Source organism: Alteribacter lacisalsi, from assembly GCF_003226345.1.
GTDB lineage: Bacteria > Bacillota > Bacilli > Bacillales > Salisediminibacteriaceae > Alteribacter > Alteribacter lacisalsi.
In genome coordinates this window covers 1,049,722-1,062,807 of record NZ_PDOF01000001.1, presented here as the reverse complement: position 1 = coordinate 1,062,807, position 13,086 = coordinate 1,049,722, and the positions used below count along the sequence as shown (strand labels likewise).

Here is a 13,086-nt window from a genome sequence, read left to right as displayed (position 1 = left end):
TCACATTTTATACTGAACACTTTCTTTATGTCCCGGCCTCTCTACTATCTAATCTGCAGGCTGTTCCAGACTGACACGCCCGAATTTGCCGGCTCTGAAATCTCTGAAAATCAGTTCGGCAGTCCGGTCGTAATCGATATTACCACCGCTGATGAGACACCCTCTGCGCCTGCCAATCTCGTCAAATAGTGCAAGAAGGTCGTCAGGCAGTTCTTCAAGGCTGTAACGGGATTTAAGCAGTTCCGGGTAGGATTTTTTCAGTTCCTTCAGCAGAAAAGCAGACGAGTCCTGAAAATCAAACAGTTCTTCCTTAATGGCACCGGTAAGTGCCAGACGGTAACCGACAGCTTCGTCATCGAATTTCGGCCAGAGTATACCTGGTGTATCAAGCAGTTCCATTTCCTTGCCGACTTTAATCCACTGCTGACTTTTCGTTACACCGGGACGATCGCCGATTCGGGCGATTTTTTTACTGGCGAGGCGGTTAATCAGTGTCGATTTCCCCACATTGGGTATGCCGAGAATCAGAGCTCGGATGGCACGGGGGTTCATCCCTTTCCGTTTCATCTTTTCAATCATCCCTGCTGCCTCTTCTCTTACAGCGGGGCCGATCCCCTGAACCCCTTTGCCTTTCTGTGCATCGGCTTCGAGGACGTGGTGTCCTTCACTTTCAAAGTAGGCCTTCCACGCTTTTGTTATTTCAGGATCAGCAAGATCTGCTTTATTCAAAATGATTATCCGCGGTTTACCTCCGGTAATTTCATCGATTACCGGGTTGCGTGAGGATAGGGGAATCCGCGCATCAAGAAGCTCTATAACCACGTCAATCAGCTTCATCTTTTCTTTTGCTTCTCGCTTTGCTTTGGCCATATGGCCGGGAAACCACTGTATGGACATGGCTGACACTCCTAGTTTACAATTCGGAATTCATTGACAGGCCAGAAAACAAAGTTTGCCTTCCCCACTACTTCGTCGTAGGGAATCATGCCGATGTGCCGGCTGTCTTTACTGTGCTGCCTGTTATCTCCGAGCACAAACATATGCCCTTCCGGTACTGTTTCATAGCCGGTCACTTCCTCAAGAGTAAAGTCGCCCGTAAACGGCATCCGGTTTGCATTTTCTTTGTAATCATCAAGATACTGCTCTTCCACCGCTTCTCCGTTTATATAAAGCACATCGTCTTCATAGGCTACTGTATCACCAGGGAGGCCGATGACCCGCTTAATGTAGTCTTTTGTATGTGTAGCATGAAACACGACAATATCAAAGCGGTCCGGTTCTGATATGTTATACCCGATCTTGTTTACGATCATACGATCATTGTGCTCAAGTGTCGGCATCATGGACTCTCCGTCCACAACAATTGGGGCAAAGAAGAAAAACCGGATCACTACAGCTAGCAACAGGGCAACGGCAACAGCTTTCAGCCATTCCCACGATTCTGACTTGGCCATTCATTCTGCCTCCATTATGCTCAGATTCTGGTAGTTGAATAACTATTTTCTATTGTAAAGGATAAAAGCTGCTCCTGCCACAATAAATCAGGACGGCAGGCAAAACAGGTCAGACGTCCGCTTTCTTATGTATAAAAGATATAATGAGAATACCTCTTTTTATATCTTAAATGAGTATACCCTTCCGTCAGTTTTGCGAAGCTCCGCTAAACGCCATCCGCTCGCTTTCCGTGGCGGTGAGCCTCCTCGGCTGCGCCTGGGGGGGTCTTTCCCTGCCAGCCTGCTTCTTCCTCTTCAAGCAAAGCTTCGAAGCTGGCTGTGTCGAAGCAAATCGGAACGTAATCGAGATGCCGATGCTCTTCTCTGCCGCAGGAGTCTCGCTGCTGGCGTCAGCTGCGCAAATAGAAGTTTTACTGACACTTCAGCCTCAACCTGCCCAAACTAAAAGAGGCGCTCCTCAAAAGATCAGACGACCTTTTTCTGGAGCACCTCTTTTCATCAGTCATTTTAGCGTTCTTTAATTCGGGCAGCTTTACCGCGAAGTGCACGCAGGTAATAAAGCTTCGCACGACGTACTCTACCGCGGCGGGTCACTTCAATCTCAGCAAGACGAGGTGAATGTACCGGGAATGTACGCTCGACTCCAACACCGTTGGATACCTTACGAACAGTGAACGTTTCGCTGATACCGGATCCGCGGCGCTTGATAACAACACCTTGGAATACCTGGATACGCTCGCGAGTTCCCTCAACAACCTTTACGTGCGCGCGTACTGTGTCGCCGGCACGGAATTCAGGAAGGTCGCTTTTCAGCTGATCTTTAGTAATATCACGAATGATTTGTTCCATGTCTGTTCGCCTCCTTCCTCCAGATGTTCTTGCCCTTTTTGCGGACAGCGGAGCATCTTGATCATGTGACGCAAAGCCACAAGGTATATAATAGCACACCAGAACCTCTGAAACAAGAAAAATTATTCCCTTTCCTGCTTCAGTTTCTCAATGTACTGTCTGTCTTCTTCCATGAGGTCAGCTTTTTCCAAAAGATCGGGCCGGCGCTCAAATGTACGTCTGAGGGCCTGCTCTCTTCTCCACGTTTCGATCCGCTCATGGTGACCGCTTAAAAGGACTTCAGGGACTTTCATACCTTCATAATCCGACGGTCTGGTGTAATGAGGATATTCGAGCAGACCGGTACTGTGGGAGTCAGTGACGGCACTCGTTTCATTTCCGAGTGCACCGGGCAACAGCCTTGTTACACTGTCTGCAATCGTCATGGCACCCAGTTCTCCCCCAGTCAGTACAAAGTCACCAATGGAGATTTCGTCCGTTACAAGGTGCTCTCTGATCCGCTCATCGTACCCTTCATAGTGACCGCAGAGGAAAACCAGATGGTCTTCCTTTGATAGCTCTTCTGCTTTCCGCTGGTCATAACGCTCCCCCTGGGGGCAGAGAAGAATGATTCTCGGCTCTTTCGCTCCGTCTTCTCTTTGTGCCTTCACAGCATCAAACAGCGGCTGCGGGGTAAGCACCATGCCGCCTCCCCCGCCGTAGGGATAATCGTCTACCCGGTTGTGGCGGTCGCTGCTGTAATCTCTGAAATTAACGACATCGTACGAAACGATGCCCTTTTTCTGTGCCTGTCCGAGAATGGATGTGTTAAATACTCCTTCAAACATTTCGGGAAAAAGGGTGAGAACCGTCATTCTCATTCGTCAATCAGCCCTTCCAGAAGTTCGATGGTCACTTTCTTCTGCTCTGGATCAACAGATTTAACAACAGGTTCGATGTACGGAATAAGCGCGTCTTTTTTTCCCGGCCGTTTGACAACCCAGACATCATTTGCGCCGGGGGAGAGAATTTCCCTGATCGTACCTATGTTAAGGCCCTCTGTTGTTTCCACTTCACAGCCGATGATCTCCCTGTACAGGTACTCCCCTTCTTCCAGATCAGGTTCTATACCTGCCGGAACCTGGAGAAGATGGCCTTTAAAGCTTTCAACATCGTTAACATTGTCCAGTCCTTCAAAAGCAAGCAGATCAAACTGTTTGTGCTTACGGGATGAAGCGACCGTCACTTCACGTCGCTGGCTGTCCCCCGTCTGCACATAAAGCTTAGCTCCCGGAACGTATCTCTCCTCAGGAAAATCGGTCCGGGAAATCACGCGGACTTCTCCGCGGATGCCGTGGGTATTCACAATCTTACCCACGTTCAGCCAATCAGTCGTCATCGTGCATGCCGCCTTTGCGGATTTCATGAACCATACCGTCTTTTACGACTATCTCGGTACCTTTCATGATGTCTTCCCAGTTATCCCCTTCTTCTACTTCCTCGATCATCTGGATCGAGCCTTCGCGGACTTCCGCGCCAAGATCGAGTTCATCCAGCTGGGAAAGCTTGAGTTCAAGCTGACGGATGCGTTCTTTACGTCTTTGCATCTCACGCCGGAAACTCTCTTTCAGAGAGTTCTGGTAATTTGCGTTATTCTTCGTGTCTTTCAGTTTCTTATGAAGTACAAATTCAAGCTGCTGTACTTCTTTATTCAGCTGATACTGCTTGGAGAGGAACTGCTCTTTCAGACGGGTTTTGCTGTTGTCTGTGAGAATCTGCTTTACAACTACTTTTTTAAGAATTTGCAACCTCTTCACCTCCGCTAAAGTGGCCCATCAGCCGGAACATACGTAAAAAGGGAGAGGTATCCCCCACCCTTTACCCGATTTCCAGGTTGATGCGCTTGTTCTTGTTTGCACCTGCTGCATACACGACCGAACGAATTGCCTTGGCAATGCGCCCTTGTTTCCCGATTACTTTTCCCATGTCATCTGCGTGTACGGAAAGCTTTAATGTGAGTGAACGACCTTCGTCGTGTTCAGTGACACGGACATCTTCGGGGTGATCTACAAGGGATTTTGCAATTGACTCGACTAATTCTTTCATCTCACTCACCTCACTGCAGATGTGTAAAAAGAAGGAGACATTGAAGCCTCCTTCTCATCATCTGCTTCTATTTGAAAAGCTTACTTTGCGTTTTTCGCATTGTGAAACTTTTCCATCAAGCCAACGTTTGAGAAAAGGTTACGAACAGTGTCGGAAGGCTTTGCGCCTTCTCCCATCCATTTCAACGCTTTTTCTTCATTCACGTCGAACTTAACAGGGTTTACTAAAGGGTTATATGTTCCGATCTCCTCGATGAAGCGGCCATCACGTGGAGAACGTGAATCAGCAACAACTACGCGGTAGAAAGGAGATTTCTTAGCTCCCATACGCTTAAGACGAATTTTAACTGCCATGTGTTTCACCTCCAAATAAAATTCACACTATCATTTTCACACTTAAAGAATGTTATCATAGTCTCCGGCTGTTCACAACCCCCCGTAAAGGAAAAAAACTTAACACAGTGAAATTCCTTTACAGGACAGGGCTCTGGACACTTCAATACCTACATAAACGGAAACTTCATGCCACCCATGCCGCCCTTTTTCTTGCCTTTCTGCATGCCGGACATCTGCTTCATCATCTTTTTCATTTCGCCAAACTGTTTAATCAGGCGGTTAACATCCTGAATAGACGTCCCGCTTCCTTTGGCAATCCGTCTTCTGCGGCTTGCATTCAGGATAGACGGATCTTCTTTTTCCGCTTTCGTCATCGAACGGACGATCGCTTCAATCTGGCCGATCTGTTTTTCATCGACCTGGACGTTTTTCAGCCCCTTCATTTTCCCGGCACCAGGCATCATGTTGAGAAGTTCATCAAGAGGCCCCATGCTCCTTACCTGTGCGAGCTGTTCCAAAAAGTCATCGAAGGTAAGCTCATTGGTTCTCATTTTACGCTCAAGCTCTTTTGCACGTTCTTCGTCAACATTGGTCTGGGCTTTTTCAATCAGGGTAAGAACGTCACCCATCCCGAGAATCCGTGACGCCATCCGTTCAGGATGGAATGGTTCAAGGGCATCGGTCTTCTCACCCATCCCGGCAAATTTAATCGGGGTTCCCGTCACGGCTCTGACACTCAGTGCCGCACCGCCGCGGGTATCTCCGTCAAGCTTGGTAAGAACAGCCCCGGTTATGCCGAGACGTTCGTTGAAGCTCTCTGCCACATTAACCGCATCCTGACCTGTCATCGCATCGATCACAAGCAGAATTTCGTCAGGCTTGGCCAGTTCTTTCACATCATCGAGTTCACTCATCAGTTCCTCATCAATATGCAGACGGCCTGCTGTATCAATCAGAACATAATCGTGATGGTCTTCCTTTGCTTTTGCAATGGCATTTCGCGCAATTTCTACCGGGCTTACCTGGTCTCCCATTGAGAAGACAGGCATATTCAGCTGTTTCCCAAGAGTTTCAAGCTGCTTAATTGCGGCTGGACGATAAATATCGGCAGCCACCATCAACGGGTTCCGGTTGTGCTTTTTACGCAGATGGTTGGCAAGCTTTCCGGTTGTTGTCGTCTTACCGGCACCCTGAAGTCCGACCATCATGACCACGGTCGGCGGTTTCTGCGCTGTTGCAATTTTACTCTGCTCCCCGCCCATAAGTGCGGTCAGCTCTTCATTTACTACTTTTACAACCTGCTGTCCGGGTGTGAGGGACTCGAGTACTTCCTGCCCTACAGCCCTTTCCTTTACACGGGCGATAAAATCCTTGACGACTTTAAAGTTAACATCCGCTTCAAGAAGAGCCAGTCTGACTTCACGCATCATCACTTTAACGTCAGCCTCTGATACCTTCCCTTTGCCGCGGATTTTATTTAAAGTCCCCTGGAGCCGCTCCGCCAGTCCTTCAAATGCCATCCGGCTGCCCCCTTTATTCCAGATTCTCCACCTTTTGGAGGACGCGAAGAATGTCCTCACGATCTTTACCGTCTTCTATAAGGGACCGGAGCTTCTTCATAAGCCCGCTCCGTTCCTGATACCGCTCAAAAAGCGATAATTTTTCTTCGTATTCTTCAAGCAATGCTTCCGTACGCCTGATGTTATCATATACCGCCTGCCGGCTCACCTGAAAGTGGTCGGCAATCTCCCCGAGAGACCAGTCGTCCAGATAATACATCCGCATGTAATTATTCTGTTTGCCGGTCAGAAGGGACTGATAAAAATCATACAGGTAATTTATTCGTATGGTTTTGTCAATCACCGGACGCACCGCCTTGTTAAGTGAATATCCTTTACAATCACCAATAATACAGGATAGGGCAACCTATGTCAAGAAAATATCTTGACGCACTATCCGCTTCACTCTCTTTCAGCGGCGGCTTCTTCTGCTTCATGAAGAACATCAGCAAAAAGCCCATGGACATACTGATCAGCCTGAAACTGCTGAAGATCATCCATACCCTCACCGAGGCCGACAAATTTAACCGGGATGTCCAGTTCATTGCGGATTGCCAGGACGATTCCCCCTTTGGCGGTGCCGTCGAGTTTTGTCAGAACGATTCCTGATACGTCTGTCGACTTCGAGAACGTTTTTGCCTGGCTCATAGCGTTCTGGCCGGTGGTGGCATCGAGAACAAGCAGCACTTCGTGCGGTGCATCTGGGATTTCCCGGCTGATGACCCGCTTGACCTTTTCCAGTTCGTTCATCAGATTAACTTTGTTCTGAAGCCGGCCTGCCGTATCACAGAGCAGGACGTCTGCTCCTTTTGACTTTGCGGACTGAACAGCATCATACATGACGGCTGCAGGATCTGATCCCGCCTGCTGCTTCACGACGTCCACACCTGCGCGCTCCCCCCAGACTTCAAGCTGTTCAATGGCTCCGGCACGGAAGGTGTCCCCGGCAGCAAGGACGACCTTTTTACCTTCTTCACGGAACTTATGGGCCATCTTTCCGATTGTGGTCGTTTTTCCAACGCCGTTCACACCGACAAAAAGGATGACAGTCATGGCATTTTTCTGCATATTAAGCTCGCTCTCATCCTCTTCTTTCTGGAGCATTTCTGCCAGTTTTTCGGAAATGACCGGCTGAATGTCTTCTGCCTGGCTGATATTTCTTCTCCGGGCTTCGTCTTTAAGCTCATCGATCAGCTGCATCACGGTGTTGACACCTACATCGGCTGAAATAAGGATGTCTTCCAGTTCCTCAAAAAATTCCTCGTCCACTTTCCGGTAATCTTTGACGAGTTCATTCATCTGGCCGACGAAAGAATCGCGGGTTTTTGAAAGACCATCCTTAAATTTCGTCGTGACTGTTTCTGTCTGATTCGTAATCTTATCTTTAAGTTTTTTAAAAAAGCTCATCATGATCCTCCATTCAGTTTGCGCCGACTAGGGCTTCTGTCTCTTCCATTCGTACACTTACAAGTTTGGACACGCCTGATTCCTGCATAGTCACACCGTAGAGAACATCCGCTTCTTCCATCGTTCCTTTACGGTGTGTCACAACAATAAACTGGGTCTTCCCGCTGAATTCCTTAAGGTACTGGGCGAAGCGGGCCACATTGGCATCGTCAAGTGCAGCCTCAACTTCATCAAGAACGCAGAAAGGAACAGGCCGCGTCTGAAGTATCGCGAACAGAAGTGCGATTGCCGTAAGAGCCCTCTCCCCGCCTGACAGGAGACCAAGGTTCTGCAGTTTTTTCCCGGGCGGCTGGGCGACGATATCCACTCCCGATGTCAGCAGGTTGTCCGGCTCCGTTAATACCAGCCCGGCACGGCCGCCTCCAAAAAGCTGGACGAAGACATCCTGGAAGTGCTCCTGGATTTTTTCAAAAGATTCACTGAAGCGCCGGATCATCTCTTCATCCATCTCACTAATGATCTGCATTAGCGTCGCCTTGGCCGACTCCAGATCTTCTTTCTGGCTGAGAAGGAAATCATAGCGCTCCCTGATTCTCTCGTATTCGTCAATGGCGCCAATGTTTACGGAACCCAGTTCCTCTATACTAAGCTTAATCAGTTTTACTCTCGTACGGGCCTCTTCTATGGACAGTTCAATAGCATGGTGAGCCTTCGCAGCTTCATAGGTGAGTTCATACTCACCTTCAAGCTTTTTAAGCCGGTTGTCCAGTTCCACATCTGTGCGGTTTACTGCCACTTCAGTTTCCCTGACAGCATCGCTCATCTGTTTCACGAGCCGCTTCTGCTCTTTTAATTCCCGTTCTGTATCATCAAGTTCCTGCTGAAGGTTTAGTCGTTCTGATTTTTGTCTGGCAATCAGTCTAATCGTGTTCTGCTTTTCGTTTCTCCGTTTTTCAATCAGCTGCTCCAGAGTCACCCCATCATCAGCCTGGGAATCAATTTCGGTACTCAGTTGGTCATATTCCTGCTGTTTAGCATTCAGTTCACCAGTGACGGAGTTATAGGAATCCCGAAGCGAACGGAGTGTTTCTTCAAGATAGTGAAGCTGTTCCTGCTCCTTCGTCTCCTGAATCTGACCTTCAGTCACAGCTTTCTGGAGCGTTTCCTTTGAAACCGCCTGTTCAGCCTGAATGGTTTTGGCGTTCTGAATTTTTTCATTGAGCCTCACGGTTTCCGTCTCGGCTTCAGCAATCCTTGAATCAAGCTCTGCAAAGCGCGATTCCCGTTCCGAGCGCTCCCTTGCGAATTCGTTTTTCTCCTGGTCATAAATCCGGAGGCGCTCATTCAGATTCGCAATCGCCATCTCCGCTTCCCTAAGACGGTCCTTCTCTTCATGCTCTTGTTCCCTTAACACTTCTCCCTCGGATCTCTTGCTGTTCAGGGATCTTCTGAGCTCTGCGATTTCTTCTTTCCGGGCTTCAACTTCCTGGCGGAGCATGTTGGATTCCTGCTCAAGCTTTGAAAGCTTATCGGACAGCCGCTCAAGCTCCTGCTGTCTTCCAAGCAGCTGCGATTTTTTCCGGTTTGCACTTCCGCCTGTCATAGCTCCCCCGGGATTAATTACGTCGCCTTCCAGCGTGACGATCCGGTAGCGGTAACGCAGCAGCCTGGCAATACCGTTTGCCTCTTTCATTCCCGTGGCCACAATCACATTCCCGAGCAGCTGTGCCGCGACATTTTCATACCGGGGATCATAGTCGACCAGGTCTTTTGCCACACCTTCAAACCCCTGTGCCTGTTGAAGCTGTGAACGGTCGCTTTCACTAAGGTTCCGGGGCCTGATCACGTCCATAGGAAGAAACGTTGCTCTGCCGAGGTGTTTTTGTTTGAGCCAGGAAATCGCCTTTCTTCCCGTCGCTTCGTCCGCAACAACCACGTGCTGCTGGGAAGCACCCAGCGCCGTTTCAATGGCGGTTTCGTACTCTTTTTTCACGTCAATCAACTCTGCCACCGCACCTTCAATTCCTGAAAATGTACGGTCTCGCTCTTTAAGAATTTCCTTTACCCCCTGAAAGAAACCGGCATAGTCATTCTGCATGTCTTCAAGGACGTCTTTTTTGGAACGGAGCTGTTCCACGTGACGGTATGCTTCATAGAGGAGGGCTTCTTTCTTACGGTAAAGGGCTTCGCTCTTTTCAAGACTGGACTGCTGCTCCCTGAACGAATCGGCAGCAGCTTCCAGCTTTTTGCGGATTTCTTCGAGAGCTTTTGAACTTAAAGACTGCTTTTCAGTTAATTGTGTTCTCTTTTCAAGCAGACCTTTATTATCAGTCTCAAGCCTGTTTTCTTTAAAAGACTGTTTAGAGAGCTGGTCTTCAAGGTACCGTTTTTCATTTTTGAGTGCTGCGGCTTCGTTCAGAAACTCTATGTAGTCAGCCTTCAGCTGTTCAACCTCGTCTTCATGGTTCCCGCTCAGCCGGTGCAGCTTTTCCCTGTCCTGCTTCAGACTTTTCTGTGTGAATGACAGCTTTTCTGCTGCGCTGTCTGCATCTGACTGGCGCTTTGACACTTTTTCAGCCAGTTCCATGCTCTGCTCTTTCAGACGTTCAATCTCGTCCTTAAACTGTTCACGGTTTTTTGTGAAGTTCCTCTTCCGTTCGTGCCAGACCTGCTTCTGTCCTTCTTTCTTTTCAAGATCCTCACTTGCCGTAAGCAGGATATCCTGAAGTTTCTGAATGGACTCGTCAAATTCATGGATATCACTCTTGCACTGCTCGGCCGCTTTTTCTTTAATCTGAGCATCAGACTGCAGCGCTTCCTCTTTCTGTCTGAAGGAAGCGAGATTATTCTTTTCAGCGGTCCATCTTTGATGAAGTTCTTCAATTTCTTTAACGATCAGACCGGTTTCCACTTCTTTCAGCTCAGCTTTACGTTCCAGATAGTCCCTTGCAATATCGGCCTGCTCCCTGAGCGGTCCAACCTGACCGTGCAGCTCATGGAGAATATCGTCCACTCTGTTCAGGTTGTCCTGTGTATCTGCAAGCTTTTTCTCTGATTTCACTTTGCGGTTCTTGTATTTTAGTACACCGGCAGCCTCTTCAAAGATTTTTCTTCGTTCCTCCGGTTTACTGCTCAGAATCTCTTCGATCCTTCCCTGGCCGATAATGGAAAAAGATTCTTTTCCAAGACCCGAGTCCATAAACAGATCGATAATATCTCTGAGCCTGCACGTCTGGTTATTTATAAGATACTCACTTTCACCTGAGCGGTACACACGTCTTGTGACGCTTACTTCACTGTAGTCGATCGCCAGGTGCTGATTTTCGTTATTTAAGGTAAGGGTAATTTCCGCCATATTCAGCGGTTTTCTCGTGTCGGTTCCGGAAAAAATGATATCTTCCATTTTTCCTCCGCGGAGATTTTTGGCTGACTGTTCGCCAAGCACCCACCGGATTCCATCGGAAATGTTGCTTTTGCCGCTTCCGTTTGGGCCGACTACTGCGGTCACACCGGAAACAAAATCAATCGAAAGCCTGTCGGCAAATGATTTAAAGCCGATCAGGTCGAGTCGTTTTAAAAACAATGCTATCCACCTCTTTATTCCGTCCGCCTGTGCAGCGGGTGGCATTTCTTCCTTGTAACTTAACTATTTTACCATACTCTGTTTCTGATTTGGAACGTCTCGGGGAAAGGGTGTGCAGAGATGGCAGTTGTTTAAATACCGGGTATCAGTTTTTTTTACGATTATCGACCTTCGTGCGGTGGGAATCCACTTTCGCAGGCAGGATATCGACAAAATGACACACTCCGACACACCTGTTCCGCTCCCTTGGACCCTGCACATCCTTTGGAAAACGGTACTTGCCGGTGTTCAAATTTCTGAACCGTGTTAGAATAAGAGAGGAAACAGCACCAGATAGAAAGGAATGACCGATAATGAAAAACGAAGAGCGCATCAATGAAATGCTTGATGATATTAAAGGGAAGCTTCAGATCGTGAATGCAGGGGCCATTAAAGCGAAAGATTTTGACCTCGAGAAGTTCGATGACCTTGAGGAAGTTCACGCTCACGTGATGAGCCGTAACAGCTTCAGCGTGAATGAAATGGATGCCATTGTATCCGAACTGGGCCAAATGAGAAAATAAAACGTTAAATCCAGGAAAAAAGCTTCCGATTATCGCATGGATAATTGGAAGCTTTTTATGTTTTACATGTATCATTACGCCTCAGGCCTCATCTTTGTTGAGCTTTTCCAGCGCCTGCTGGGCTGCGTGCTGTTCGGCTTCTTTTTTGGAACGGCCGGTACCGGTACCGAGACTTTCTTCTTCAAGCCAGACCTCACTCACAAACTCCCTGCAGTGCGCAGGACCTTTTTCATGGACGATCCGGTATTGAACCTGACCATGGCCTTCTCTTTGAATAAATTCCTGCAGCTGGCTTTTAAAGTCCATCATATGGGAAAATGCACCCTGTTTGATTTTAGGGTAGACATGTTTCTCCAGAAACACGTAGACGGCCTCAAGACCCTGATCAAGATAAAGGGCCCCGACAAATGATTCGAACACATCTGCCAGAAGGGCCGGTCTCGTTCTGCCTCCGGTCATCTCCTCCCCTTTTCCGAGAAGAACGTGCTCCCCAAAGTGAAGATCACCTGCAAACCTTGCAAGAGAGGGTTCACATACGATGGCAGCTCTGAGTTTGGTCATCTCACCTTCACTCATCGTGTCAAAGGTCTTAAACAGAAATTGCGAGATGGCCAATTCCAAAACCGCATCGCCTAAAAACTCAAGTCTTTCATTATCGTCATGGGGACGAATCCGGTGTTCATTTACGTAGGATGAATGGGTAAAAGCCTGAATAAACAAATCCTCGTTTTCAAATTCAAACCCGAGTGACCGGAGAAACTGCTTATACTGCATCTTTTGTGCTTTTGACATCTGAATTTTTTTTGGCTGCCGTTTCAACCCTTTTCTTCGGACTTTTCGCGACTGTTGCATGAGTACCCCCATCTGTTGTTTCACGGTTCATTCACTGATTAAAGCCCGAGTCACCTGCAGTTTTCTGCCGGCCTCACCATCGTGATGCCGGCACTGAAACTGCAGAAACTCAGGCCAAGTGTTTACTTGCTTATTTTTGATTGTCTATGTAAGTGATCACATCACCAACAGTAGCAATTTTTTCAGCATCTTCATCGGAAATTTCAAGATCAAACTCGTCTTCAAGTTCCATAACGAGTTCTACTACATCCAAGGAGTCTGCACCAAGGTCTTCTTTGAACGTTGCTTCAGGTTTTACCTCAGCTTCGTCAACTCCAAGACGCTCGGAAACGATTTTGGCGATTCTATCAAGTGTCGCTGCCATGTCTTTCACCTCCTCTCAAGTCATTATAGGATAAT

At 48.0% G+C, this 13,086-nt stretch carries 15 protein-coding genes; 1 reads left to right on the top strand and 14 read right to left on the bottom strand.

Going from position 1 to position 13,086, the window contains the following annotated elements; translation table 11 throughout:
- Window positions 1-48: 48 nt before the first annotated feature.
- From ylqF to smc, 12 genes are all read right to left on the bottom strand, one after another.
- Window positions 49-897, bottom strand: coding sequence for a ribosome biogenesis GTPase YlqF (gene ylqF, locus CR205_RS05240; RefSeq protein WP_110517638.1), 849 nt, complete (start codon window positions 895-897; stop codon window positions 49-51).
- Window positions 898-908: 11 nt separating this feature from the next.
- The gene (gene lepB, locus CR205_RS05235; protein ID WP_110517636.1) at window positions 909-1,454 is read right to left on the bottom strand and encodes a signal peptidase I; all 546 of its coding nucleotides are present in this window, start codon (window positions 1,452-1,454) and stop codon (window positions 909-911) included.
- Window positions 1,455-1,961: 507 nt separating this feature from the next.
- Complete coding sequence (gene rplS / locus CR205_RS05230; protein ID WP_110517634.1) at window positions 1,962-2,303, bottom strand: 50S ribosomal protein L19; 342 nt, start codon at window positions 2,301-2,303, stop codon at window positions 1,962-1,964.
- Window positions 2,304-2,425: 122 nt separating this feature from the next.
- Window positions 2,426-3,163 (bottom strand): tRNA (guanosine(37)-N1)-methyltransferase TrmD, encoded by a 738-nt coding sequence (trmD, locus tag CR205_RS05225; protein ID WP_110517632.1) that lies wholly within the window; start codon window positions 3,161-3,163, stop codon window positions 2,426-2,428.
- Window positions 3,160-3,681 carry a ribosome maturation factor RimM gene (rimM, locus tag CR205_RS05220; protein WP_110517630.1) on the bottom strand — a complete coding sequence of 174 codons (522 nt, stop codon included), beginning with the start codon at window positions 3,679-3,681 and terminating at the stop codon, window positions 3,160-3,162. Before rimM ends, trmD begins: the two co-directional genes overlap by 4 nt.
- A complete protein-coding gene (locus tag CR205_RS05215) occupies window positions 3,671-4,090 on the bottom strand; it encodes a YlqD family protein (protein ID WP_110517628.1) in 420 nt (139 codons plus the stop codon). Before CR205_RS05215 ends, rimM begins: the two co-directional genes overlap by 11 nt.
- A 70-nt stretch (window positions 4,091-4,160) precedes the next feature.
- Window positions 4,161-4,388 carry a KH domain-containing protein gene (locus tag CR205_RS05210; RefSeq protein WP_110517626.1) on the bottom strand — a complete coding sequence of 76 codons (228 nt, stop codon included), beginning with the start codon at window positions 4,386-4,388 and terminating at the stop codon, window positions 4,161-4,163.
- A gap of 80 nt (window positions 4,389-4,468) precedes the next feature.
- Complete coding sequence (gene rpsP, locus CR205_RS05205) at window positions 4,469-4,741, bottom strand: 30S ribosomal protein S16 (RefSeq protein ID WP_110517624.1); 273 nt, start codon at window positions 4,739-4,741, stop codon at window positions 4,469-4,471.
- Window positions 4,742-4,890: 149 nt separating this feature from the next.
- A complete protein-coding gene (gene ffh / locus CR205_RS05200) occupies window positions 4,891-6,243 on the bottom strand; it encodes a signal recognition particle protein (RefSeq protein WP_110517622.1) in 1,353 nt (450 codons plus the stop codon).
- A gap of 13 nt (window positions 6,244-6,256) precedes the next feature.
- A complete protein-coding gene (locus tag CR205_RS05195) occupies window positions 6,257-6,586 on the bottom strand; it encodes a putative DNA-binding protein (protein ID WP_110517620.1) in 330 nt (109 codons plus the stop codon).
- A 98-nt stretch (window positions 6,587-6,684) separates the two neighbouring features.
- Entirely contained in the window at window positions 6,685-7,689 is a 1,005-nt protein-coding gene (ftsY, locus tag CR205_RS05190; protein ID WP_110517618.1) for a signal recognition particle-docking protein FtsY, read from the bottom strand.
- A gap of 13 nt (window positions 7,690-7,702) precedes the next feature.
- Window positions 7,703-11,272 (bottom strand): chromosome segregation protein SMC, encoded by a 3,570-nt coding sequence (gene smc, locus CR205_RS05185; protein ID WP_110517616.1) that lies wholly within the window; start codon window positions 11,270-11,272, stop codon window positions 7,703-7,705.
- 353 nt (window positions 11,273-11,625) lie between these two features.
- On the opposite strand from smc, the gene CR205_RS05180 reads away from it, so the two are divergent.
- On the top strand, window positions 11,626-11,835 hold the full coding sequence (locus CR205_RS05180; RefSeq protein ID WP_110517614.1) for a DUF1128 domain-containing protein: 210 nt from the start codon (window positions 11,626-11,628) through the stop codon (window positions 11,833-11,835).
- A gap of 81 nt (window positions 11,836-11,916) precedes the next feature.
- On the opposite strand, the gene rnc is transcribed toward CR205_RS05180, so the two are convergent.
- Window positions 11,917-12,687, bottom strand: a complete 771-nt coding sequence (gene rnc, locus CR205_RS05175) for a ribonuclease III (RefSeq protein ID WP_110517613.1) — start codon at window positions 12,685-12,687, stop codon at window positions 11,917-11,919.
- Window positions 12,688-12,817: 130 nt separating this feature from the next.
- Entirely contained in the window at window positions 12,818-13,051 is a 234-nt protein-coding gene (gene acpP, locus CR205_RS05170; RefSeq protein ID WP_110517611.1) for an acyl carrier protein, read from the bottom strand.
- Window positions 13,052-13,086 lie beyond the last annotated feature (35 nt).

Bases quoted from the DNA above. Each gene is read 5' to 3' on its own strand.
- ylqF (WP_110517638.1), bottom strand. From the start codon at position 897: ATGTCCATACAGTGGTTTCCCGGCCATATGGCCAAAGCAAAGCGAGAA.
- lepB (WP_110517636.1), bottom strand. From the start codon at position 1,454: ATGGCCAAGTCAGAATCGTGGGAATGGCTGAAAGCTGTTGCCGTTGCC.
- rplS (WP_110517634.1), bottom strand. From the start codon at position 2,303: ATGGAACAAATCATTCGTGATATTACTAAAGATCAGCTGAAAAGCGAC.
- trmD (WP_110517632.1), bottom strand. From the start codon at position 3,163: ATGAGAATGACGGTTCTCACCCTTTTTCCCGAAATGTTTGAAGGAGTA.
- rimM (WP_110517630.1), bottom strand. From the start codon at position 3,681: ATGACGACTGATTGGCTGAACGTGGGTAAGATTGTGAATACCCACGGC.
- CR205_RS05210 (WP_110517626.1), bottom strand. From the start codon at position 4,388: ATGAAAGAATTAGTCGAGTCAATTGCAAAATCCCTTGTAGATCACCCC.
- rpsP (WP_110517624.1), bottom strand. From the start codon at position 4,741: ATGGCAGTTAAAATTCGTCTTAAGCGTATGGGAGCTAAGAAATCTCCT.
- ffh (WP_110517622.1), bottom strand. From the start codon at position 6,243: ATGGCATTTGAAGGACTGGCGGAGCGGCTCCAGGGGACTTTAAATAAA.
- ftsY (WP_110517618.1), bottom strand. From the start codon at position 7,689: ATGAGCTTTTTTAAAAAACTTAAAGATAAGATTACGAATCAGACAGAA.
- CR205_RS05180 (WP_110517614.1), top strand. From the start codon at position 11,626: ATGAAAAACGAAGAGCGCATCAATGAAATGCTTGATGATATTAAAGGG.
- rnc (WP_110517613.1), bottom strand. From the start codon at position 12,687: ATGCAACAGTCGCGAAAAGTCCGAAGAAAAGGGTTGAAACGGCAGCCA.
- acpP (WP_110517611.1), bottom strand. From the start codon at position 13,051: ATGGCAGCGACACTTGATAGAATCGCCAAAATCGTTTCCGAGCGTCTT.